19 protein-coding genes and 1 pseudogene are annotated in these 22,418 nt (G+C 67.9%); 13 read left to right on the top strand and 7 right to left on the bottom strand.

Features of this window, described 5'->3' with window-relative positions:
- Positions 1 to 69: 69 nt before the first annotated feature.
- A complete protein-coding gene (locus ACFCV3_RS27140; RefSeq protein ID WP_376034432.1) occupies positions 70 to 741 on the top strand; it encodes a uridine kinase in 672 nt (223 codons plus the stop codon).
- On the opposite strand, the gene ACFCV3_RS27135 is transcribed toward ACFCV3_RS27140, so the two are convergent.
- Entirely contained in the window at positions 726 to 1,205 is a 480-nt protein-coding gene (locus ACFCV3_RS27135; RefSeq protein WP_376034431.1) for a GNAT family N-acetyltransferase, read from the bottom strand. The genes ACFCV3_RS27140 and ACFCV3_RS27135 overlap by 16 nt on opposite strands.
- Positions 1,206 to 1,215: 10 nt before the next feature.
- Entirely contained in the window at positions 1,216 to 1,791 is a 576-nt protein-coding gene (locus ACFCV3_RS27130) for a CGNR zinc finger domain-containing protein (RefSeq protein WP_376034429.1), read from the bottom strand.
- A gap of 62 nt (positions 1,792 to 1,853) precedes the next feature.
- On the opposite strand from ACFCV3_RS27130, the gene ACFCV3_RS27125 reads away from it, so the two are divergent.
- Positions 1,854 to 3,020, top strand: a complete 1,167-nt coding sequence (locus ACFCV3_RS27125) for an MFS transporter (RefSeq protein ID WP_376034427.1) — start codon at positions 1,854 to 1,856, stop codon at positions 3,018 to 3,020.
- On the opposite strand, the gene ACFCV3_RS27120 is transcribed toward ACFCV3_RS27125, so the two are convergent.
- Positions 2,995 to 5,256 (bottom strand): FdhF/YdeP family oxidoreductase, encoded by a 2,262-nt coding sequence (locus ACFCV3_RS27120; RefSeq protein WP_376034425.1) that lies wholly within the window; start codon positions 5,254 to 5,256, stop codon positions 2,995 to 2,997. The genes ACFCV3_RS27125 and ACFCV3_RS27120 overlap by 26 nt on opposite strands.
- A gap of 95 nt (positions 5,257 to 5,351) precedes the next feature.
- On the opposite strand from ACFCV3_RS27120, the gene ACFCV3_RS27115 reads away from it, so the two are divergent.
- From ACFCV3_RS27115 to ACFCV3_RS27095, 5 genes are all read left to right on the top strand, one after another.
- A complete protein-coding gene (locus ACFCV3_RS27115) occupies positions 5,352 to 6,212 on the top strand; it encodes a TIGR03619 family F420-dependent LLM class oxidoreductase (RefSeq protein ID WP_376034423.1) in 861 nt (286 codons plus the stop codon).
- Positions 6,213 to 6,308: 96 nt separating this feature from the next.
- On the top strand, positions 6,309 to 7,031 hold the full coding sequence (locus ACFCV3_RS27110) for an SDR family NAD(P)-dependent oxidoreductase (RefSeq protein WP_376034421.1): 723 nt from the start codon (positions 6,309 to 6,311) through the stop codon (positions 7,029 to 7,031).
- Positions 7,032 to 7,042: 11 nt separating this feature from the next.
- Positions 7,043 to 8,344, top strand: coding sequence for an MFS transporter (locus tag ACFCV3_RS27105; protein ID WP_376034419.1), 1,302 nt, complete (start codon positions 7,043 to 7,045; stop codon positions 8,342 to 8,344).
- Positions 8,345 to 8,361: 17 nt separating this feature from the next.
- Positions 8,362 to 10,116, top strand: coding sequence for a helix-turn-helix domain-containing protein (locus ACFCV3_RS27100; protein ID WP_376034417.1), 1,755 nt, complete (start codon positions 8,362 to 8,364; stop codon positions 10,114 to 10,116).
- Between the two features lie 23 nt (positions 10,117 to 10,139).
- The gene (locus ACFCV3_RS27095; protein ID WP_376034415.1) at positions 10,140 to 10,760 is read left to right on the top strand and encodes a hypothetical protein; all 621 of its coding nucleotides are present in this window, start codon (positions 10,140 to 10,142) and stop codon (positions 10,758 to 10,760) included.
- Positions 10,761 to 10,962: 202 nt separating this feature from the next.
- On the opposite strand, the gene ACFCV3_RS27090 is transcribed toward ACFCV3_RS27095, so the two are convergent.
- The gene (locus ACFCV3_RS27090) at positions 10,963 to 11,493 is read right to left on the bottom strand and encodes an NUDIX hydrolase (protein WP_376034414.1); all 531 of its coding nucleotides are present in this window, start codon (positions 11,491 to 11,493) and stop codon (positions 10,963 to 10,965) included.
- A 5-nt stretch (positions 11,494 to 11,498) separates the two neighbouring features.
- The gene (locus ACFCV3_RS27085; RefSeq protein WP_376034413.1) at positions 11,499 to 12,785 is read right to left on the bottom strand and encodes a zinc-dependent metalloprotease; all 1,287 of its coding nucleotides are present in this window, start codon (positions 12,783 to 12,785) and stop codon (positions 11,499 to 11,501) included.
- Positions 12,786 to 12,908: 123 nt separating this feature from the next.
- Between ACFCV3_RS27085 and ACFCV3_RS27080 the strand changes: the two genes are divergently transcribed.
- From ACFCV3_RS27080 to ACFCV3_RS27060, 5 genes are read left to right on the top strand one after another with little or no spacing between them, the layout of a single operon-like run.
- Positions 12,909 to 13,334 (top strand): molybdenum cofactor biosynthesis protein MoaE, encoded by a 426-nt coding sequence (locus tag ACFCV3_RS27080; RefSeq protein WP_376034411.1) that lies wholly within the window; start codon positions 12,909 to 12,911, stop codon positions 13,332 to 13,334.
- A 30-nt stretch (positions 13,335 to 13,364) separates the two neighbouring features.
- Complete coding sequence (locus ACFCV3_RS27075) at positions 13,365 to 13,706, top strand: hypothetical protein (RefSeq protein WP_376034409.1); 342 nt, start codon at positions 13,365 to 13,367, stop codon at positions 13,704 to 13,706.
- Positions 13,703 to 14,740 carry a PDZ domain-containing protein gene (locus tag ACFCV3_RS27070; RefSeq protein ID WP_376034407.1) on the top strand — a complete coding sequence of 346 codons (1,038 nt, stop codon included), beginning with the start codon at positions 13,703 to 13,705 and terminating at the stop codon, positions 14,738 to 14,740. Before ACFCV3_RS27075 ends, ACFCV3_RS27070 begins: the two co-directional genes overlap by 4 nt.
- A 43-nt stretch (positions 14,741 to 14,783) precedes the next feature.
- Positions 14,784 to 15,401: a PPA1309 family protein gene (locus ACFCV3_RS27065; protein ID WP_376034405.1), complete on the top strand. Its 618-nt coding sequence runs from the start codon at positions 14,784 to 14,786 to the stop codon at positions 15,399 to 15,401.
- Positions 15,398 to 18,346 carry a UPF0182 family protein gene (locus ACFCV3_RS27060; RefSeq protein ID WP_376034403.1) on the top strand — a complete coding sequence of 983 codons (2,949 nt, stop codon included), beginning with the start codon at positions 15,398 to 15,400 and terminating at the stop codon, positions 18,344 to 18,346. Before ACFCV3_RS27065 ends, ACFCV3_RS27060 begins: the two co-directional genes overlap by 4 nt.
- 230 nt (positions 18,347 to 18,576) lie before the next feature.
- On the opposite strand, the gene ACFCV3_RS27055 is transcribed toward ACFCV3_RS27060, so the two are convergent.
- Positions 18,577 to 18,735, bottom strand: a complete 159-nt coding sequence (locus tag ACFCV3_RS27055; RefSeq protein ID WP_376034401.1) for a hypothetical protein — start codon at positions 18,733 to 18,735, stop codon at positions 18,577 to 18,579.
- Between the two features lie 782 nt (positions 18,736 to 19,517).
- Positions 19,518 to 21,218, bottom strand: coding sequence for a DUF222 domain-containing protein (locus ACFCV3_RS27050; RefSeq protein ID WP_376034399.1), 1,701 nt, complete (start codon positions 21,216 to 21,218; stop codon positions 19,518 to 19,520).
- Between the two features lie 160 nt (positions 21,219 to 21,378).
- Here ACFCV3_RS27050 and ACFCV3_RS27045 point away from each other — a divergent pair.
- Positions 21,379 to 22,296, top strand: a pseudogene (locus ACFCV3_RS27045) (DDE-type integrase/transposase/recombinase); the annotation flags it as partial.
- Positions 22,297 to 22,418: the final 122 nt, after the last annotated feature.

The raw sequence follows: 22,418 nt of genomic DNA, 5'->3' as shown, positions 1-22,418 counted from the left end.
AGGTCAGTCTAGGTTCCGCCGATCAGGGTGACCAGCCCTCTCCGAATGGGTGGGCGCCACACTTGTGGTGTGCCATCCATCGACCTTCTCTCCGAACTCGCCGCCTTGGTGCTCGCCGTCGAGCGTCCGCATCCGGTGCGGGTCGCGATCGACGGTCCGTCCGCGGCCGGCAAGACCACCCTGGCCGACGAACTGGCCGACGTACTGCGCAGCCGAACCAACCGGGAGGTGATCCGGGTCGGTCTCGACTACTTCAAGAAGGATCCCGCGCTACGGACGGCGTACCCGATCGAGTCACCCGAGAGCTACTACTTCGATTCGTGGGACGTCGAGGCGATCCGCTCGCAGCTCCTGCTCCCGCTGGGACCCGACGGCGACCGCCGGTACGTCGCGGGGACGCGATCCGTCAATGCGCAGTCAGCGCTCGAGCCGATCGCCGAGACTGCCGCTGCCGATGCGGTTCTCGTTGCGGACGGGGTGTTCCTGCAGCGGCCGGAGCTCAGCCAGCACTGGGATCTGCGGGTTTACGTGCATGTCGGCTTCGACGTCGTACTGCGGCGTGGGACTGCTCGCGACCAGGCGTGGATGGACTCCGCCGCTGCTGCGGAGGAGCGGTATCGGACGCGTTACATCCCCGGCGAGCGCCTGTACGTCGACCAGGTGGACCCGGCATCGCTGGCTGACCTGGTGGTGGACAACTCGGACTTCGCGAACCCGGTCCTTCGTCAGGGCAGGTCGTAGTGCATGTCGTAGTTCGGGACGATCACGCCGCCGGCCTGGTTCGTCGGGTTCTCCCGGTCCACGACGAACCCCAACGCCTCGAAGGCCGGACGGGCCGTGCGACTCGCATGCGTGACCAGGCGGCTCAGGCCACGCCTGCCGGCTTCCTCTTGCACCTTCTCGACCAGCAGCCGGGCGACGCCCTGGCCTGAGTGGTCCGGGTGGACGAAGAGCATGTCCAGCAAGCCGTCGTCGGTGAAGTCGCTGAAGCCGACGACGACATCATCGACGCAGGCCACGAACGTGTGGGCCGCCGCGCGACGATCCGCCCAGGCCTGGGCGTCGACGTCCGCCTCGTCCGGCGCCCAGGCTCGCACCTGCTCTTCGTTGTAGTCGCGAATCGCCGTCCGCCGGATCGCGGCGTAGTAGACCTGCCAGGTCGGAACAGCGTCTGCTGGAACGTAGGTGCGCAGTGTGGTTCGCATGGTCTCAAACCTAGGTCGCGTGGCGGGCTCGATGGGCGGCGGCTTTGACGCGGCTCTGGCATTGGGGTGAGCAGAAGCGGCGCTGGCCGTTCTTCGAGGTGTCGACGAAGACGCGGTCGCACTGCGGCGCGGCGCAGACACCGAGCCGACCGGCCAGGTCGCTGCCGACCGCGAGCGCGAGGCCGGCCGCGCAGCCGGCCGCCCAGCCGTTGACGAGAGTGTCGTCGGGTCCGTGGAAGTGCAGCCCCCAGCCCTTCTCCCGCCGGTCGAGCTTCGGACGGGCGTTCGTGTCGACGAGCAGTGCGTTGATCTCGTCCGCGGCCCGGTCGAGGTCGCCCGTATGCGCCGCCTCGAACACGATCCGCATCCGCCTGGCCAGCTCCGTCAGCCGCCGCGCATCCTCCGGCCGCACGGTCGGCTGCGGGTAGCCGATCGCCACCAGCGAATCCGCCACCGCCTGCGCCTCGTCGACAGGACCGGCGTACGGCGAACCGCCGGAGAAGCCGGGGGTCAGCCGGTTCACGTACTCGACCGACGCCGCCAGCACACTCCGGGCGTGACTATCAAAAGACACTTGACCAGTCACAACTCTCCTTCGTAGGCTCTGCGTGACCGATCATAGCCATTTAGACAGTCATGAGGTGGGTAATGAGTGCAGCGGCGACCCTGATCGCGCCGTGGCGCGGCCTGCCCAGGACGGTCTGGGTGCTCGTCGCCGCCCGCGCCGTGAACCGGATCGGCGCGTTCTCGCTGTCGTTCCTGGCGATCGTGCTGACCGTGGAGTTCGGGGCCTCGCTGAGCCGGACCGGTCTGGTGGTCGCGCTGTTCGGTTTCGCCACCATCCCGTCCCGGCTGCTCGGCGGTTTCCTGGCTGACCGGATCGGCCGGCGCCGCACGATCGTCCTCGGTCTGACCGGCTGCGCGGCCGCGCAGCTGTGGATCGCCGCGAGTACGACGCTCTGGTCCGCGATGGTCGCCGCGATCGTGCTCGGTCTGGCCTTCGAGATCTATGAGCCACCCAGCCAGGCGACCATTGCCGACGTCACCGAGCCACGCGACCGCCCCGCGGCGTACGGGTTGCAGGGCTCGGCAATGGCAGTGGCCGGTGTCCTTGCCGGTTTGCTGGCCGCGGCCGTCAGCCACTGGGATCTGCGCTGGCTGTTCGTCGCCGACGCGATCACCTGCCTGGCCTGCGCCGTACTGGTTGCCCGAGCGCTTCCTCGCGACGTACGGCGGGAGCGCGTGCGAGCCGCGGGAGTCACGGTCTGGCGTGATCACCGGCTGCTGTTGTTGCTCGCCAGCGGCACGGTGTTCGCCACGATCTACATGCAGCTGATCGTCGGCGTACCGCTCACGCTGCTCGAGCAGGGCCTGCCGGCATCAGGGACCGGCATCATCCTGGCGGTCTCCGCGGTGACGATGATCCTCGCGCAGCGGCTGCTGCGGGTGCAGCTCGACGACTTCCAGGCGATGCGCGTCGGCTATGTGTTGCTGGCTGCCGGTCTGGTCGTCTGTGCGTTCGCCACCAGTCTGCCGGTCTTCCTGCTCGCCACTGCGTTCTGGAGTGTCGGTGAGACGTTCCTCCTGACTCGCTATCTGACGCAGGCCGCAGGACTTGCGCCCGATGACGGACGGGCGCGCTACCTCGCCGTCTTCGGCCTGTGCTGGGGCGTAGCCACCACCGTCGCGCCGCTGATCGTGACGCAGCTCCTCGAGACCGTAGGCCCCGAAGGGTTGTGGCTCGTCAACGCAGCGGCGGCCATCGCGCTGGCCGCCGCGCAACCGTTGCTCAGGACGCGACTGGCTCGAGTCTGACCGTCAGCCCCTTCGCGACCGGGGTGTTGCTGCCCTTGGCCAGGTCGTCGGCCGACATCAGCACATTGGTCTCCGGGTAGTACGCCGCGACGCAGCCGCGCGCGGTCGGGTACGAGACCAGGCGGAAGCCGGAGGCACGCCGTTCGACGCCTTGGAACTCGCTGACGATGTCGACGGACGCGCCGTCGGTCAGCCCGAGCTCGGCCAGGTCCTCCGGATTCACGAAGACCACCTCGCGACCTCCGTGGATACCGCGGTAGCGGTCCTCGAGACCGTAGATCGTGGTGTTGAACTGGTCATGGCTGCGCAGCGTCTGCAGCAGCAGCTTGCCCGGTGCCGTCGGCAACCAACTCAGATCGTTCGCGGTGAACTGAGCCTTCGCGTCCGAGGTCTTGAACTCCCGTTTGTCCCGCGCCGCATGCGCCAGCAGGAAGCCGCCCTCGTTCGCCCGGAGGCGCTCCTCGAAGTCCTCGTACCCGTCGGCGACCCGGCCGATCCGCTGCCGGATCAGGCTGTAGTCGTCGGCGAAGTCCGCCCACGGGATCTCGCCGACGTCCGGTACGACGGCCTGCGCGATCCCGGCGACGATGCCGATCTCGGACTTCAGCTCCGGCGCGGGCGGTGTCAGGTTCCCGGTGGAGAGGTGGACGGCGCCCTGGGAGTCCTCGACGGTCACGGACTGCGGACCCTTGGCGGTGCGGTCGTGGTCGGTCCGGCCGAGCGTCGGCAGGATCAGCGCCTCGCGCCCGGTGACCGTGTGCGAACGGTTCAGCTTGGTGGACACGTGCACGGTCAGATCGCACTCACGCAGCCCGCGATGCACCACCTCGGTGTCGGGGGTCGCGGAGGCGAAGTTGCCGCCCATCGCGAAGAAGACCCGCACGGATCCGTCCCGCAGCCGCTTCACCGTGTCGGCCGCGTCGATCCCGTGCTCCCGCGGCGATGTGAAGGCGAACTCGGCATCCAGCCTGTCGAGGAACGCCTCTGGCATCTTCTCCCAGATGCCCATGCTGCGGTCGCCCTGGACATTCGAGTGCCCGCGGACCGGGCACGGCCCGGCGCCCGGCTTGCCGATATTGCCCTGCAGGAGCAGCACGTTGACGATCTCGCTGATCGTCGCGACCGCCTCGCGGTGCTGGGTCAGGCCCATCGCCCAGCAGATCACGGTCGCCTTGGACTTGAGGAACCGCTGGGCCAACTCCTCGATCTCGGCGCGGCGCAGGCCGGTGGCCAGCTCGACCGCGTCCCAGTCCAGCTCCGCGTTGTGCTTCGCGTAGAGCTCGAAACCGCTGGTGTACGTCTCGACGAAAGACTTGTCCAGCACGGTGCCCGGGTTCTCCGCCTCGGCCTCGAGCAAGAGGTGGCCGATGGCAAGGAACAGTGCCTGGTCGCCACCGATCCGGATCTGCAGGTGCTGATCGGCGAGCTCGGTGCCCTTGCCGACCCAGCCGCGGGCCTTCTGCGGGTTCTTGAAGTTCATCAGGCCGGGCTCGGGCAGCGGGTTCACCGACACGATCTCGCCGCCGTTGCGTTTGGCGATCTCGAGGTGGCTGAGCATCCGGGGCGCGTTGGTCCCCGGGTTCTGGCCGACGACCACGATCAGCTCGGACTCCTCGAGCATCTCCAGGGTGACCGCGCCCTTACCGCTGCCGATCACCCGGGACAGCGCCGTACCGGACGACTCGTGGCACATGTTCGAGCAGTCGGGCAGGTTGTTGGTGCCGTAGGCCCGGACGAACAGCTGGTAGAGGAACGCGGCCTCGTTGCTGGTCCGGCCGGAGGTGTAGAAGACGGCGTCGTTGGGGTCGGGCAGCGCCTTGAGGTGCCGGGCGACCACCTGGAACGCCTCTTCCCAGCCGACCGGTTCGTAGTGCGTGGCGCCGGCCCGCAGCAGCATCGGCTCGGTGATCCGGCCGAGCTTGCCGAGATCGAACTCGGAGATCGCGTGGATCTGTTCGACCGAGTTCTCGGCGAAGAACGCACGCGGCACCCGTTTGCGGGTCGCCTCCCAGGCCACCGCCTTGGCGCCGTTCTCGCAGAACTCGGCGGCGTGCTTGCGTTTGTGGTCGGGATCCGGCCAGGCGCAGGACGGGCAGTCGAACCCGCCGTCCTGGTTCATCTTCAGGAACACCTTGCCGGTCCGGGCCGCTCCCATCTCCCGGAAGCCGAACTTGAACGACGACAGCACCGCAGGGACGCCCGCGGCCTTCTTCTTCGGCTGTTCGATATCGACCATGTCTCCACGATAGTTCTCCCTATCAGCGGAAACCGCTTTGATAGCTGAACTCGTACTTGCCTTGCCCCCAGGGGCAAGGTTTTACGGTGTCGCCCATGAAGTTCGCGATCAGCTACAGCCTGCCGTTCTTCGGGGCGGACCCGGACCGGTTGACCGGATTCGCGCGGCTTGCCGAGGAGGTGGGCTTCGAGGCGATCTACGTGCCGGAGCACGTGGCGCTGTCTCCCGGCGTGAAGTTCGGCGGGATGGAGCTCCCGCCGACTCTGCCGTACCCGGATCCGCTGGACTGCCTCACCTTCGTGGCAGCGGCCACCGAGCGGATCCTGCTCGGAACCGGGGTGCTGCTCCTGCCGTACCACCATCCGGTCGGCCTGGCGAAGCGGTTGGCGACGATCGACCACCTTTCGAAGGGCCGGATGCGCCTGCTGACGGTCGGCGTCGGCAGCCTGCCGACGGAAGCCCAGGCCGTGGGGGTCGACTTCAGCACGCGAGGACGTCGTACCGATGAGGCGATCGATGTACTGCGCCTGCTGTGGGAGGGCGGTGCGGACGGGGTGAGCTTCGACGGCGAGTTCTACCGCTTCGAGAGCATCTGCAGTTATCCGAAGCCGCTCGAGGTGGTGCACCTGCCGATCCATGTCGGCGGGTCCAGCAGGGCGGCGGCTCGCCGGGCCGGCCGACGTGGCGACGGGTACTTCCCGGGCGGAGCGCTCGGCGACGAGGAGCGCCGGATCCAGTTCGAACTCGCCCGGGCAAGTGCTGTCGAGGCCGGTCGTGATCCCGATGCGCTGGAGTACACCCGCTGGGCGCCCATCGACCTGTCGGCCGAGCGGGTCGACAGCTACGCGGCGCAAGGCGTGACCCGCCTGGTCGTGAGTAGCACGGTCACCGACCCTGGACAGCAGGCCGAAGAACTGGCTGCCTTCGCCGCTCGCTTCGGTCTCTCCGCTCGGTAGCCCTGGGCAGGTGGCGTCGGCCACCATCTCCTACGGTCCCGGTGTGTGCTCCGATCCCATAGTGCGGAACGGCTGGGATTCCTACAGTCGTCCGCCATGGAGACCCGCCGCGCACTTGTCACCGGAGCTGCTTCCGGCATCGGTGCTGCCTGTGTCGAACGGCTCGTCGCGGACGGCGTCCACGTCGTAGCCGTCGACCGTGTCGCGGTGCGCGCGTCAGCGCGGGTGGAGCCGCTCGTGGCGGACCTGTCCGACCTGGACTGCCTGGCCGGGCTGCCCACCGACGTGGACATTCTGGTGAACAACGCCGGGGTTCAGCACGTCGCACCGGTCGAGGACTTCCCACCGGAGCGTTTCAGTTACCTGCTGCGGCTGATGCTGGAGACCCCGTTCCGGCTGATCCGCCAGACCCTTCCTCATATGTACGGCGCCGGCTGGGGGCGCGTGATCAACATCAGCTCGGTCCACGGACTCCGGGCCAGCCCGTACAAGTCGGCGTACGTCGCTGCCAAGCACGGTCTCGAAGGACTCAGCAAAGTCGTCGCACTGGAAGGCGCAGCCCGCGGTGTGACCAGCAACTGCGTCAACCCCGCCTACGTCCGTACGCCGCTCGTCACGGCCCAGCTCGCGGACCAGGCCAAGGCACACGGGCTGACCGAGCCCGAGGTACTCGACAACGTCATGCTCGAACCAGTCGCAGTGAAACGACTGATCGAGCCGGCTGAAGTCGCGGAGCTGGTCGCACTGCTGTGCGGTCCGGCGTCCGCCTCCATCACGGGGAGCTCATTCGTACTCGACGGCGGCTGGACCGCCCACTAGGAGGTCTCTCCATGACAGCAACAGATCCCGCCCGCACCAAGCCATCCATCGTCCGGGTGGTCGGTGCGAGTCTCGTCGGTACGACGGTGGAGTGGTACGACTTCTTCCTCTACGGCGTGGCAGCGTCGGTCGTGTTCGGCGACCTGTTCTTCCCGAAGGGCGAGCAGCTGACCGGGACGCTGCTGAGCTTCGCCACCTTCGCGGTCGGGTTCTTCGCCCGTCCGATCGGCGGAGTGATCTTCGGGCACTTCGGTGACCGCCTGGGCCGCAAGAACCTGCTGGTGCTGTCCCTGCTGATGATGGGGGTCGCCACCTTCGCCATCGGGTTGCTGCCGACGTACGCGCAGGTGGGGGCGCTCGCACCGATCCTGCTGACCGTCCTGCGGCTCATCCAGGGCTTCGCGCTCGGCGGTGAGTGGGGAGGCGCCGTACTGATCGTGTCGGAGCATGGTGATCCGGCACGGCGTGGTTTCTGGGCCTCCTGGCCGCAGGCGGGTGCGCCGGCGGGGCAGTTGCTGGCGAACGGCGTACTGGCTGGGCTGGCGGCGTTTCAGTCCGAGGCCGCGTTCGACTCGTGGGGCTGGCGCATCCCGTTCCTGCTGTCGGCAGTGCTCGTGCTGGTCGGACTGTGGGTGCGGTTGAAGATCGAGGAGTCGCCGGTCTTTGTCGCAGCTCGGGCGAAGCAGGAGCCGGCTGACCGGATGCCGTTGCTGGAGGTGCTCACGCGCTACCCGCGCGAGGTGCTGACCGCGATGGGCGCACGGATGGCAGAGAACGTCAGCTACTACATCTTCACCATCGTCATTGCGACCTACGCCAAAGAGCAGCTCGGTCTGGGCAGGTCCTTTGCGCTGAACGCAGTTCTGATCGCCGCAGCGATCCACTTCTGCGCCATCCCGCTCTGGGGTGCGCTGTCGGACCGCATCGGCCGGAAGCCGGTCTATCTGATCGGTGCGGTCGGAGTGGGCGTCTGGGCCTTCGTCTTCATCGCTCTGGTGGATACGAAGAACTTCGGCCTGGCCACGCTCGCTGTGACCGTCGGACTGGTGCTGCACGGCGCCATGTACGGACCACAGGCGGCCTTCTTCACAGAGCTCTTCGGGACTCGGGTGCGCTACTCAGGTGTGTCCGTCGGCTACCAGTTGGCGTCGATCATCGCCGGAGGCCTGGCGCCGTTCATCGCAGTCGCACTTCTGAAGGCCTATGACTCCGGCTACGCGATCTCGGTGTACGTCGCGGTCTGTGCGGTGATCTCGATCCTGGCGGTCACCCTGTACTCCGAAACCCGTGAGCGGGACCTGACAGCGTTGTAGGTGGCATCATCGCGAGGATGAGGGAGCTTCTGCGGCTACTGGCCGAGGACGCGTCCGGTAGCGAGCTGGCCCGGGTGGCAGGTGAGGATGCGGTCGCCCGGGACCTCGCCCTGCGCATCCGGGCCGGTATCGATGCCAGCAAGAAGCGTGAGACCGAACTGACCGCGTTGGTCGAGGTAGCTCGTGAGCTGGCCTCAGCCAGCGATCCTGGCGGCGTACTGGACACCATCGTGCACCGGGCGCGCACGCTGGTCGGTGCGGACGTTGCCTACCTGACTCTGTACGACGAGGCTCGCGGCGACACGTACATGCGGGCTACCGACGGATCGCTGTCGGCCGACTTCCAACAGCTCAGGCTGCCGCTGGGAGCCGGCCTGGGCGGACTGGTCGCGTCCACGCGCAGGCCTTACTGGACCACGGACTATCCATCCGACCGGCGCTTCCGGCACACCGGCCAGATCGACCATGCCGTCGGTGACGAAGGGCTCGTCGCCATCTGCGGTACGCCGTTGATCGTGGACGAGGCGTTTGTCGGAGTGCTGTTCGCGTCGAACCGGACTGCGCGCCCGTTCAGCCGGGAAGAGGTGCTGCTACTCGGTTCACTGGCAGCGCTGGCGGCAGTCACGATCGTGCAGGTTCGCGCGGCCGCTGAGACTGCCGTGGCGCTCGAACAACTGTCGGAAGCCCATGCCGGTGCCGAGCACGCAGCGGCGGCGCATGACCGGTTTGCCGACATCGTGCTGTCCGGTGGTGATGTGGACGCGGTCGCTGCCGCACTGGCCGAGCTGCTCGGGGTGTGGGTCGTACTGGTCGATGCTGTCGGCAACGAGCTCGCTGTGGCCGGCCGCGCTCCTGGTACGGCGGTGCCGTGGCAGGAGTCGTCATCCGGCCGACTGACCCGGGCAGACGGGTGCTGGGTCGTTGCGGCAACCGCCAAGGGGGAGCGGCTCGGTGCTCTGGTGATCGGCGGTGTCGACGACCTGTCGGGTGCAGACCAGCGCATCGTCGAGCGTGCCGCTGTAGTCACGGCACTCGTCCTGCTGTTCCGTCGCCAGGCCGCAGAACAGTCCCAGCGTGCACAGGCCGATCTGCTGACGGATGTGCTCAGCGGGGGCGGTGACTTCGAACGACTTCGGTTGCTGGCGCCGAAGCGCGTGCACGACCGGTTCGTGGTGGCCGTCTGCCGAGGCGACCACACCGCCGTACGGGCTCGGTTGTCTGCTCCGGTTGAGGACAAGCTGGTGCTGTCCGGTCCGTACGGCGGGGACCTGGTGCTCCTGCTGAGTCGAACCGACGCGGTGGCAGTAGCTCGGGATCTGGCCGAGGTCGCGAAGCGTGCCGGCGTCACAATCGCAGTGGTCGGTCCGGCTCCCTGGGATGCACTCGTGGACGCACACCGCCAGGCCGCTCGGTTGGCAACGACCATGGTTCGACTCGGCCGGTGCAACGAATCCGCGACACCGGACGACCTGGGTGTGGCGGGTCTGGTCGGTGCATCGGAGGTCGACGTACAGGCTCATGTTCAGCACGTCCTCGGTGCAGTGATCGAGTATGACGCCCAGCGGGGGACCGATCTGGTCGGAACACTGCACGCCTACTTCGCAGCCGGTCAGAGTCCGACCAGAGCCGCCACCGAACTGCACATCCATCCCAACACCGTCCAGCAACGACTGGATCGAGTCAGCGCACTCCTCGGTGCCGACTGGCAGTCACCGGAGCACAGCCTGAACCTCCAGGTGGCCCTCCGGCTCCACCAGGCGATCAGGGGATAAGCAACGGGCTAGGCTCTTGCACCATGGCCGCTTCCAACGACCGCCGCGTGGTCGTCCTCGTGGTCCCCGGCACTCCGAGCTGGGCGCCGCCCGGTCGCACTCCCACCGCCTGGCACCACGCCCTCACCGAAGACACCTACGAACTCCTGGCCGACCTGGCGCAGGTAGACGTGGCAGTCGCAGTAGCGGCCGGTGATGAGTCTTCGTTGGCTGCGATCCGTGACCTGACCTGGCCGGGTACTCCGGTGTATGCGGTGTCGGGTGCCAACCCCGTGCTCGAGGCGATTGAGCTCGCCGGCCCGGCCGCGGCAGTCGTTGCGGTGAGCTACGACGTACCGGATCTTCCGGGGCTGCTGATCGGCAAGCTGTTCCGGGCGCTCGGCTCGGCCGACATCGCGGTCACGCCCGCGACCGACGGCTCGCTGGCTGCGATCGGGGTGAATCTGCCCATCGCATCCTGGGTCCAGGACGCGGCTCCGACCTTCGACAGCACCCTCGCCGAACTCGAGGCTGTGAAGCCACGCCGGCACGCGGTCGCGATCGGCCCTGGATGGCACCGGCTGCGATCGGCCGCTGACCTAGCGCAACTGGATCCCGGCCTCGAGGGCTGGGATGCGACAAGATCTCTACTTCGTCGTCCCTGACCCGTCACCTTCTCACGAGTGGCTCGTTCACCATGCAGCGGGAGCTTCGGGGGAGGCTCGCACCGACCGCCGATGCCGTTCAGGGGCGGAGATCGACACCGGTGCACCGGACACGGGGAGCAAGCGGGGGATCTCACGGGGGAGTGGGGGACACGGGGATTGTGGAGCTGAGAACCTCTTGCCTTTGTCAGGCAAGGGGTTCTCAGCGCACTCCGCTGGCCACCAACTGGCGAACCGACTCGTCCAGCCCGGCCGGCAGCTCATCCAGACCGAACCACGCCAGGTCGTGCGACTCCTCGCTCACCACGTACGCCGTACCAGCAGCCGCCGTCACCAGGAACTGCACATCCAGGTGATAGGCCCCTGCACAACCACCCGCCAGAATCTCGTGCCGCGAAAGCCGCACCGGCAGCGGATCAATGGAGAGCCCGGTCAGCCCCGACTCCTCCGTAGCCTCCCGAAGCGCAGCTCCTGCCAACGTGCGGTCGCCGCGCTCGCAATGCCCACCCAACTGCAACCAGAGACCGATGGTCCGGTGCAGCGTTAGCAGCACCCGCTCACCAGCCCCATCCACCACCAACGCACTAGCCGTCACATGCTCAGGACGGCACTCCCGCCACATCCCGTCCGCATGCCGCGCCAGATGCCCTAAGTAGTGCTGCCGCAGCCCTTCCTGTTCTGCATCCGGTGCGTCCCATCCCGTCAGAACCCGAACTGCATCCGCAAGCAACACCCGGGTTACTTCTTGTCGGGGTTTTCGTCGTTGGCTGGGGGGTTGTCGAGGAAGTTGGTGATGTCGAGGTCGGAGAGTTCGCTGGTGAGCTGCGCGAAGCCGATGGGGTCGTCCAGGTCGGAGGTGCTGGGGAGAAGGTCGGGGTGCGACCAGAGGTTGTCGCGGCCGTCGATACCTCGCGCGTCGCGGACGGCGGCCCAGAGGTTCGCGGCGTCGCGGAGGCGGCGGGGCCGCAGTTGCAGACCGACCAGGGTGGCGAATGTCTGCTCCGCGGGTCCACCGGCCGCGCGGCGGCGGCGTACTGTCTCGGCGAGCTGGATGGCGGCCGGCATCCTGTCCTTGGTCGCCTGCCGTACGACGTCGTCCACCCAGCCCTCGACGAGTGCGAGCGCGGTCTCCAGCCGGGCGAGTGCCGCCTTCTGCTGCTCGGAGTCCTCGGGCTCGAACAGGCCGCCGGCGAGCGCCTCCTGCATGGCTTCGGGGTTCTGCGGGTCGATGTCGGCCATCGCGCGCTCGATCTTGCCGCGGTCGACCTCGATACCGGCCGCGTAGTCGGCAACAGCGGCGAACAGGTGCTGCCGCAGCCACGGCACACCGGCGAACAACCGCTGGTGGGCCACCTCACGCAGCGCGAGGTACAGCCGGACGTCCTCGTCCGCCAGCTCCAGCCCCTCGGCGAACTTCACGATGTTGTCCGGCAGCAGAACCGCCTGACCCGTCGGCCCGAGCGGCAGCCCGATGTCGGACGAGCTCACCACTTCACCGGCGAGCTCGCCGAGGGCCTGCCCGACCTGAGCACCGAAGATCGAACCACCCAGCTGACGCAGCATCCCTGCCATCGGCCCCGCGAGCTGCTGGGCCTCGGCGGGCAGTGCGCCGCCCATCGCACCGGCGACGTGCTCGGCGACCGGGTCGACGACCGTCTGCCACACCGGCAGGGTGTTCTCGACCCACTCGGCGCGGCTCCAGGCCGCGGACGTCGTGGAGACCTCGGGGAGCGTGGTTGCCTCGTCCAGCCAGTGCTCGGCCAGCCGGACGGCGTCGGCGACCCGGTCGGAGTCGGTCGGGGTGATCGACCGGTCACCGGCGGCCGACACCGTCTTGCGGGCGATGTCCTTGGCCAGGTCCCAGTTCACCGGCCTGCCGTCGGTCGAGCCGCTCAGCAGCTGCTGGACCTGCGCGAAGATCGCGTTCAGGTCCGGCGTGCCACCCGCGCCGGCCGCACCGGAGAACTGCTGGAACATGGCCTCGAACGGAGTTCCCTTGAACGGGTTGTCCGGTTCGTCGCTCATCGGAGTGGCCTTCCTGTGCGGGTACGGCGTACAACTCCAACGTACTGGTTCCCCCGGCCGGTTCCGCCCCCGGCGAACGGGGGTGTGGTGTTCGGAACTGGAGTACCAAGGGAGAATAGGGACATGAGCGACGCGATCAGGCTGCTGGACATCCGTGCGGATGCGTTGTCCAGCGACGAGGTGCTGGCCGCTGTGTCCGATCCCACGGCGGGCGGAACCGCTCTTTTCATCGGGACCGTACGCAATCACGACCAGTCGAAGCCCGTGGATCGGCTCAGCTACGAGGCCCATCCGGACGCGCTGAAGCAGCTGCAACTGGTGGCCGAGCGGATCTGTGCGGACCCGGCGGTGACGGCGCTGGCGGCCGTTCACCGGATCGGTGACCTGAAGATCGGGGACGCCGCGGTGATCGTCGCGGTCGCCGCCTCGCACCGGGAGGTCGCGTTCGCTGCCTGCCGGCAGCTGATCGACGATCTCAAGTCCGAGGTTCCGATTTGGAAACACCAGCACTTCGCGGACGGTGCCAGCGAGTGGGTCGGCGCACACTGACCCGTACGCTGGGCGCATGAAGGTGGCCGGATGAAGGTTTTGGCGTGGCTGGCGTTCCCGCTGGCCGCCACAGTCCTGGCCATGTGCTGGGCCGCGTGGCGCGGACGCAACCGTGGACCGCGCCGGTCCGCCGGTGCCTTCGACTCGGTCGAGGAGTTCCGCCGTTTCAGTGCTGCCCTGGCAGCTCCTGGCCCACAGGCGACTCCGCGCCGCCGCGTCTTCGGATCCCGGCGTGCGTCGGGCAACGCTTCGGACACGGCGGGGACAGTTGCCGCGGCCCGGTCGTTGAGCCCGGTAGACGGCCAGACCGGCAAGAAGCTCGGTTCGGCCGAGACGTTGGATTCCACCAAGACCGCAGGGCAGGGTTCGTGACACGTCGTACCGCAACGCTGGTCACTTCGATCGTCGTGCTCGTCCTCTCGCTCGGGCTGCTCACCGCGTTCCCGGTGCCGTTCGTCTCGTTCAGCCCGGGGCCGGTCAAGGACACGCTCGGGACGGCGAAGAACAAGCCGGTCATCGAGATCACCGGCTACGACACCTTCCCGACCACCGGCCAGCTCGACCTGACCACGGTGTCGGTCACCTCGCCGGACCGCGAGCTGACCCTGCCGCAGGCGATGCGGAACTGGCTCGACCCGCACCACGACCTGTTCCCGCGCGACATCATCTACCCGCCGGACCAGAGCGCCGACGAGGTCGAGGAGCAGAACACCGCGGAGATGACCGGCTCGCAGGACAGCGCGGTCGCGGCCGCATTGCAGGCCGCGAAGGTCCCCTTCCACACGAAGGTCGCGACGGTGGCGAAGGGATCGCCCGCGGACGGCAAGCTGAAGGCCGGTGACGTCGTCCTGCAGGTCGACGGTCAGCCGATGACCCAGATCCCGCAGGTCGGTGACGCGGTACGCAAGCACAAGGTCGGCGAGACCGTCACCTTCCTGATCCGCCGGGACAAGAAGGAACAGACCGTGCAGGTGAAGACCGCGGGCACCCCGGGTGAAGAGACCCGGCCGATGGTCGGCATCACGATCGGGGTCGACTCCCAGGTCAAGGTGACGGTCAACCTCGGGCAGGACATCGGCGGCCCGAGCGCCGGGACGGCCTTCGCCCTGGCCATCTACGACAAGCTGACCCCCGGTCCGCTGCTGGCCGGCAAGCACGTCGCCGGCACCGGCACGATCGACGCGCTCGGCCAGGTCGGCGCGATCGGCGGCATCCAGCAGAAGATCGCCGGTGCCAAGGACGACGGCGCCACGGTGTTCCTGGTGCCGGCCGCGAACTGTGCGGCCGCGCTGCATGCCGGAGTGAAGGGCATCCAGCTGGTGAAGATGAGCACCCTGGACGACGCGATCGCCGGACTGAAGGCGGTCGCCAGCGGGAAGGGTGACGTTCCCGGATGTACGCCTTGAGTCATCGAGAAGAATCTGCCGGCCGAAGGAGAGATCTGGCGGTATGGAATCCGTAGGCATCCTGCCTCCTGACGCGCTCAGCCGAGCGGTGGTCGAGATCGAGAAGCACGTGAGCAGCGCGGGCTGGGACCAGCCCGCGCAGCTGTTCGCGCTGGTCCCCACCGAGGACCTGCTGCGGGCCGAGCCCCAGCTGGCCGCCGAGCTCGGGGCCGAAGATCTGTCCCAGCCGCTCACTCCGGTGGCCCAGGGCGAGCTGCCCGGTGTGCTCGAGGACGAGCACCTGGCCGACGCGCTGGCCCGGATCGAGTGGCCCGACGGCGTCAGCGGTTGCGCCCTCGCCATCGAGCGCATCGTGCTCCCCGCCGCGGCCGAGGCGGGCCTGTCCGCCACCGAAACCGACGAAGAGCTCGCCCGGATGGCCGGCAGTGATCCACGCCGCCACGAGGTCCGGATGGTCGCGGCCGTCCTGCGCGAAGGCGACCGCTTCGGCGCGGTCCGGCTGCGCTCCCACGACGAGGACAGCGCCGTACTCACCGGCACCGACTTGGTCCCCACGCTGTGCGAAGTACTGTCATTGACATTCGAACCCTCGACCGGCGAGCTGCCGGGTGCGGGTCCTGGGGTCGACGGCAGCAGTGACGACGAGGAGAACCGACCATGAGTGACGGCGTCTACGACATGCCGGACGAGCCGCGGCGGCCGGGACGAAATCCCGGGCGACGCCCGCGGGCGTTGCTGCCGACGATCGCGACCCTGATCGTGCTGCTGATCCTGTTCAGCGTCTTCACCGACGTCTGGACCCAGCGCCTGTGGTACCGCTCGGTCGACCTCGGCTCGGTGTTCAGCACCGTCCTGGGCACCCGGGTGCTGCTGTTCGTCGCGGTCGGTCTGCTGATGGCCGCCGCGGTCGTGGCGAACATCGTGGTGGCCTTCCGGACCCGGCCGCGGGTGGCCCTCGCACCGTCGCCGAGCCCGGGCTTCGAGCGGTACGGCGACCTGCTCCAGCAGCGCGGCAAGATCGCGATCGGCGTGGTCGCGGTGCTGATGCTGACCTTCGGTGGTTCGGCCGCCTCGAGTGAGTGGAAGGTCTTCCTCGCCTGGCGGAACCGGACCCCGTTCGGTGTCACCGACCAGCACTTCAACAAGGACATCGCGTTCTTCGTCTTCGACTACCCGTGGCTGCGCGTGCTGCTCGGCTTCGGCTACTCGATCGTGCTGCTGTCGCTGGTCGCCGCCATCATCACCCACTACCTGTACGGCGGCTTCCGCCCGTCGGCCAAGGGGCAGAAGGCCTCGGGGGCGGCGCAGGTGCAGTTCTCGGTGTTGCTGGGTCTGCTCGTCCTGCTGAAGGCCTTCAGCTACTGGCTCGACCGCTACGGCCTCACCACCGGCAAGGCGCGATTGTTCACCGGTATCTCCTACACCGGCGACAACGCCGTCCTACCCAGCAAGGAGATCCTGGCCGTCATCGCGGTCCTGTGCGCAGTCCTGTTCTTCGCGAACGTGGTCCGCCGGACCTGGCTGCTGCCCGGAGTGGGCACGGTCGTGCTGATCCTGTCGGCGATCCTCCTCGGTGCCCTCTGGCCGGCCGCGCTCCAGCAGTTGCGCGTGCGCCCGAGCGAGCCCGTGAAGGAAGCGCCGTACATCGACAAGAACATCGCCGCGACCCGGCAGGCCTACGGTCTGCAGGGCGCCGAGGTCATCGACTACAAGGCGAAGACCACGGCCACTCCGTCGGAGCTGACCCAGGACGCCGAGGTGCTGCCCGGTATCCGGCTGATCGACCCCAGCGTCGTCGGCCCGACCTTCGAGCAGCTGCAGCAGGTGCGAGGCTTCTACTCGTTCCCGACCGACCTGGACGTCGACCGCTACAAGATCGGCAACAAGACCGCCGACACCGTGATCGCCGTCCGCGAGGTGCAGATCGACAAACTGCCGGCCGGCCAGCGCAACTGGAACAACGACCACACCGTCTACACCCACGGCTACGGCGTGGTCGCCGCGAACGGTAACCAGCGCGCCGACGACGGTACGCCGGTCTGGACGGAGAGGGACCTGCCGCCGACCGGCCAGCTCGGTGACTACGAACCCCGCATCTACTTCGGTGAGAAGTCGCCGGACTACTCGATCGTCGGTGGCCCGAAGGGCGGCCAGGCCGTCGAGCTGGACACGCCGGAGGGGACGAAGGGCGGTAGCCCGACGCTGAACACCTACGACGGCAAGGGCGGCGTCGGGATCGGCAGCTTCGGGAACCGGTTGCTCTACGCCACCAAGTTCCGCGACGCGAACCTGCTGCTGTCCAGCCGGGTGAACCCGGACTCGAAGATCCTCTACGACCGCAGCCCGCGCGAGCGGGTCGAGAAGGCCGCGCCGTGGCTGACACCGGACGGTGACCCGTACCCGGCGATCGTCGACGGCCAGGTCGTCTGGATCGTCGACGGCTACACCACCTCCGCGAACTACCCGTACGCCCAGAAGGTCGCCCTGGACGACAGCACCCGGGACACCACCACGGGCCGCGGCACGATCGCGCAGCAGCCGAGCGAGGAGATCAACTACATCCGCAACTCGGTCAAGGCAGTCGTGAACGCCTACGACGGCTCGGTCGAGCTGTACGCGTGGGACGAGGGCGACCCGGTCCTGAAGACCTGGATGAAGGCCTTCCCGAACACCGTCAAGCCGCGCTCCGACATCTCGCCCGACCTGATGTCGCACCTGCGCTACCCGGAGGACATGTTCAAGGTCCAGCGCGATCTGCTGGCCAAGTACCACGTCACGGACTCGACCACCTGGTACCAGAACAGCGACCTGTGGCGTGTCCCGGCCGACCCGACCGCGGCGGTCACGGCGAACACGGACTCGTCGGTGCAGAACAACCAGCCTCCGTTCTATCTCTCCCTGCGGATGCCCGGTCAGACGGACCCCAAGTTCTCGCTGACCTCGGTGTACGTACCGAACGCGGAGCGGGAGAACCTCACCGCGTTCATGGCGGTCGACGCCGAGGCGACCTCGAAGGACTACGGCAAGTTCCGGATCCTCCGATTGCCCGGCAACGTGCAGATCCCCGGTCCTGGCCAGGTCTTCACCAAGTTCCAGACCGACGACCTGATCAGATCGGCGCTGCTGCCGATCAACCAGCCGTCCAGTGGAACGAAGGCACAATTCGGAAACCTGCTCACCCTTCCGCTGGGTGGCGGCCTGCTCTACGTGCAGCCCGTCTACTCGGTCCGGACCGGTGGAGCCGGTAGCTATCCCGTGCTGCGCTACGTCCTGGTCTCCTTCGGTGATCGGGTCGCCTTCGGCTCGACGCTGCAAGAGGCGCTGACCAAGGTCTTCAACACCAGCGTCGACACCGGCGAAGACCCGAAGCCGCCCGCCAACCAGCCACCGGCGAACCAAACGATCAAACAGGCACTCGCCGAGGCACAGGCGGCCTACACAGCCGCGCAGACTGCCCTGAAGGCCGGCGACCTGGCCGGCTACGCGCGCGAGATCGACAAGATGAAAGCCGCAGTCGACCGCGCCGCCTCCGCAGGCGCCGCACCGACTCCGCCTCCCACGGGAGCACCAACGCCGACCAACCCACCGAGCTCCCCCACCGGCTAACCCCGGCGACCAACAGCAGTTCGCAAGGGCGGTGACACCGGCAACGACCGGGGTCACCGCCCTTTTCGTTGCCTAGTACAGGTTCGAAGGCATCAGCTACCAGATGACAGGCAGCTCGTGGACGCCGCAGACGCACTGGCCATGACCACGGCCTCGCCCGCGCGGACGATCTGGCCGCCGACCTCGATGTTCTCGACCGCGACCCGGCCCCCGTTGTACGCGATGGTCAGCTAGCGCAGCAGTTCCCCGACCGCCCCGACCGCCCCGGCGATCCGTCTCAGGTCGTCGGTCGCATGCAGCAGTGCCCGTTGGTCCGGGTGTTCCAACAGAGCGAGCGTGATCATGTTGGTGGTGGTCGTGTGCGCGGCGATCAGCAGGAGCACAGCCATCTGGATCATCTCCGCCGATTGCTCTCATGGCTATCCGTCCGCGCCGGGCAACGGCAGCCTGTCCGACAACCGAACCTTGCCGGCAGCAACTACAGCCCCTCGGCCCGGCAGCCTGGAACTCGCTCGCCGATCTCGCCACCCCCTCAGCCACCGACTCGACCCGATCCCGTGGGCCGCCGTCGCGGCCGAATGGCAACAGCCGGGGGTGTGGACTCGGCCGCCGATGCCCGTGGTGGTTGGTCGCCGCTGCGGCCGATCAAAGGCGGGGTGGCTGGGGGGTTCGATGGTTGAGGGGGATGGTTGCTGTGCGCGGTCGAGTCTCGGTTACTTGGGGCTGACGGGCTGTGGTTGCTGCCCCGGGACGACGCGGCCTGTGGCTGACCCGCCGCTGTAGGTGCTGCCCTGGAATTGCGCGGCTCGTCGGCGGGGTTGCTGGTCATCCACCGGCACTGCTGGTGGTCCGAGCCCGCTGCGGCATCGCGGTGGCCGAATGTTCTCGAAGCTGGTGTGGGGAGCCATCGCGCGCGGGAGCGGCGCGATGCGGATCATTCGGACAGGCTCGCCGCGTAGGTCTGGGGAGCCTGGTCGTGCCGGGTTGGAGCGATGCGAATCATCCGCGAGACCATGCTGCACCGGTCGGGGGTGCGGGTCGTGACTGTGCGGGGCATGGCATTCGATCTGGGTGGCGGTGGCTGGGGGGTGTCCTGGGCATGGGTAGGTCCGCGGGCCGGCTTGTGGGCCGGCTGCCGCGGTGGTGTTGGTGGGCAGGGGGCAGTGGGGGTCTACGGTCCGGCTGTTGGGGTGGCGTTGGTGGACCAGGGGTCGGTGTAGTTGGGGGCCAGGGAGGCCATGCGGGTTCGGAAGGCTTCGCGGATAGCGGCCAGTGCCGGGTTGGGAAGCTTGCTGGCTGCGGGAAGCCGGGTCGGCTGCTCGTGAGCCGGGTTGCTGCTGGCGCCGGCTCTGCTCGCACCACCGTCTCTGGTGGCGCCGGAGTTGCTGCTGGCACTGGCCGTGCTCGCACCCCAACAGTTGGCATTGGCGCTGCTTGCATCGGCGGTGGCCGTGCTGGAGTCACTGAGGCTGACACCGACGCCGGCCGTGCTCGCACCCCAGTAATCGGCGTTCGCGCTGCCTGCGCTGGAGGCGCTGGCACCTGCGTTGGTCGCATCGGCGCTGGCCATGCTGGAGCTGCTGTCGCTGGCGCTGGGGGCAGGGGTGACCCAGCCGATCAGGGCGGTGAGTGCTGCGCGGTCGGGTTCGGGTGGCGGGCTGGCCCAGGAGGGGCGGGTGACCTGGACGCCTTGTGTGGTGATGGAGATCGCCCACTGGCCGTTGTGAACGGCGCGGTGGTGGGCGGCACACAGGAGGGCGAGGTTTTGGAGGCTGGTGGGGCCTCCTTCGGCCCAGTGGATGATGTGGTGGGCGTGACACATCCACGGCGGCGCCTGGCAGACAACGCAGCCCTTGTCGCGTTTGTTCAGGGCGCGGCGGATGTAGCGGTTCACGAAGCGTTGCTCGGTGCCGACGTCGAGGGGTTGGGAGTCGCCGCCCAGGACGATGGGTAGGACGGCGGCGTCGCAGGCGAGGAGGCGGACGGCGCCGGCGGACAAGTTGTCACCGAAGACCAGCTCAGCTACCGCACCGCCGCCCGTCGTACCGGCACCGGTCCCGCCACCGAGAGCCTCGGGGGCGGCGGCCAGGGTGGCGGCTTTGAGGTCGTTGAAGTCGATTGTGATGGTGATGTGGGGGACGCCGGGGTGGTCGCGGTTGCCGGCGGCGGCGTCCATGGTCGCTTTCAACGCGTCGGCTTGTCGCTGGTCCTGGGTGCGCGGGTCGCGTTCGCCGTCGATGGTTTTGTGGGGTTCGGACCCTTGGTGTATCTGGGTCTTGAGTTGTTCACCGCTGGCACCGGCCAGGAACCCGGTGAACTTCACACCACCCTCGGTCTGCCGCAACCGCAGGAACTCCTTCGCGACCGCGTCGTCCTCGGCGGGTTCGGGGCCGTCGGTGTCCAGCCTGGCCAGTACGTCTTGCCCGAATTTGGTGAGCTCGCGAGGATTACTGACCCGGGCCACGTTGATCAGTTGCTCCTCGGCGACAGCCAAAGCCTCGACCGAGACCGACGAGGGTGCGTTGTCCAGTGTCCTGACGATGATCTTGGCCAGGTCCAGCGACACGGTCGACGGCTTCGTCGGATCAGTCGGGTCGGGCATGGCGGCGGCCACGAGCGGGTACTTGCGTAGGGCGGTGGTGAAGGCGAGGTCTTTGCGGACCTCGGCACGGTCGAGTCGGTAGCGCTCCGAGACCAGCTCGATGGTGTCACGGGCACCCAACTCCTGCGCGGTGCCCATCTCGTCGAGGCGGCCCAGGATCTGCAGCTCATAGGTCGCCAATAGGGCCTTGGCGGCATGCACGGTGTCCAGAGCGGTCAGCAGTTCGCTGCCGCTCTGGGTGTACACCGGGGGCATCGCCAAGATCTCCATGCCTCAACGCTTAGACATGGCCACCGACAGTTTTCGAGCTCAGATCGCCTTATATACAAAGGATGTGTGGGCTGTTTGTGGGCTGGTTGCCCGCTCAACTTGCCCACACACGCCGCCTGCCAAGGCGTGTTGAACCAGTCGCTGCGCCGGTCGGTTCGGCAGGCATCAGGTCTATGCGGGACAGGCCGATGGAGTGTCGTCGGAGTCGGCGCGCGAGATCCGGGAGTTGAAGCGGAAGAACGCCGAACTGGGGCGCACGGCCGAGATCTTGGAGTCGGCGACGAGTGCTTCGCGCGGGAGAGTGACTCGCGACAGCACTGATTTGCTGGTTCGTTGCCGAGCACAAGGTTCGGTTCGGGGTCGCTTCGATGTGCCGTGCGCTGATCGCGCAGGGCTGCAGGATCGCTCCGAGAACCTATTACGTCTGGGAGGTAGCTGCCAGACTCCTCCGCATGACTGTGCCACGGTTCGGGCGCCGTCGAAGCGGGCGTTGTGGGACATCACGGTGACCGAGGTACCGGCCGGGTCGCACGCTGCACGGTCGAGCGGCTGATGAAGGCCAACGGCTGGCACGGCGTGACCAGGACCAAGAAGATCCGCACCACGATCGCGGAGCCGGCCGCGACCCGGGTACTAGGCCTGCTCAACCGTGACTTCACCTACGTCCGCCTGACGACCGCGACGTTCGCCTGTGCCGCGTTCGTGATCGACGCCTTCGCCGGACGGATCGTCGGCTGGGAATCGTCCACCAGCAAGCACACCGCGTCCGCCGAAACGGGCCATCGCCCGGGCCGCGGCGTCGCGTGACAGACAGGGCAATCCCCTGCAGGACAAGACGATTCACCAGTCCGACGCGGGACCGTAGTACACATCACTGCACCTGGCCGAGATCCTGCAACTGCACGGCCTGAACCTGTCGATCGGGACGGTCGGCGACGCTTACGACAACGCTCTGGCCCAGACCACGATCGGGCTCGACAAAACCGAATGCATCCGCGACGACTCCCCGTTTCGCCGCGGACCACTCACCAGTCTGGGCAGTGTCGAGACCATCACCGCCGACTGGGTTCACTGGTACACCTGACAAGGCGTGTTTTCTGAAGGCGCTTGAGTCGGATCGGGTTGGGCGGCTGTGCCGCGATGGACGGCGGCGCGTTGTCGTCGTCACGGGGTGGTTGGTGCGCGCCATTGTGGGACGGT

Source organism: Kribbella sp. NPDC056345, assembly GCF_042262745.1.
Lineage (GTDB): Bacteria > Actinomycetota > Actinomycetes > Propionibacteriales > Kribbellaceae > Kribbella.
The sequence above is the reverse complement of the archived record's forward strand: the minus strand, read 5'-3'. Positions and strand labels throughout refer to the sequence as shown.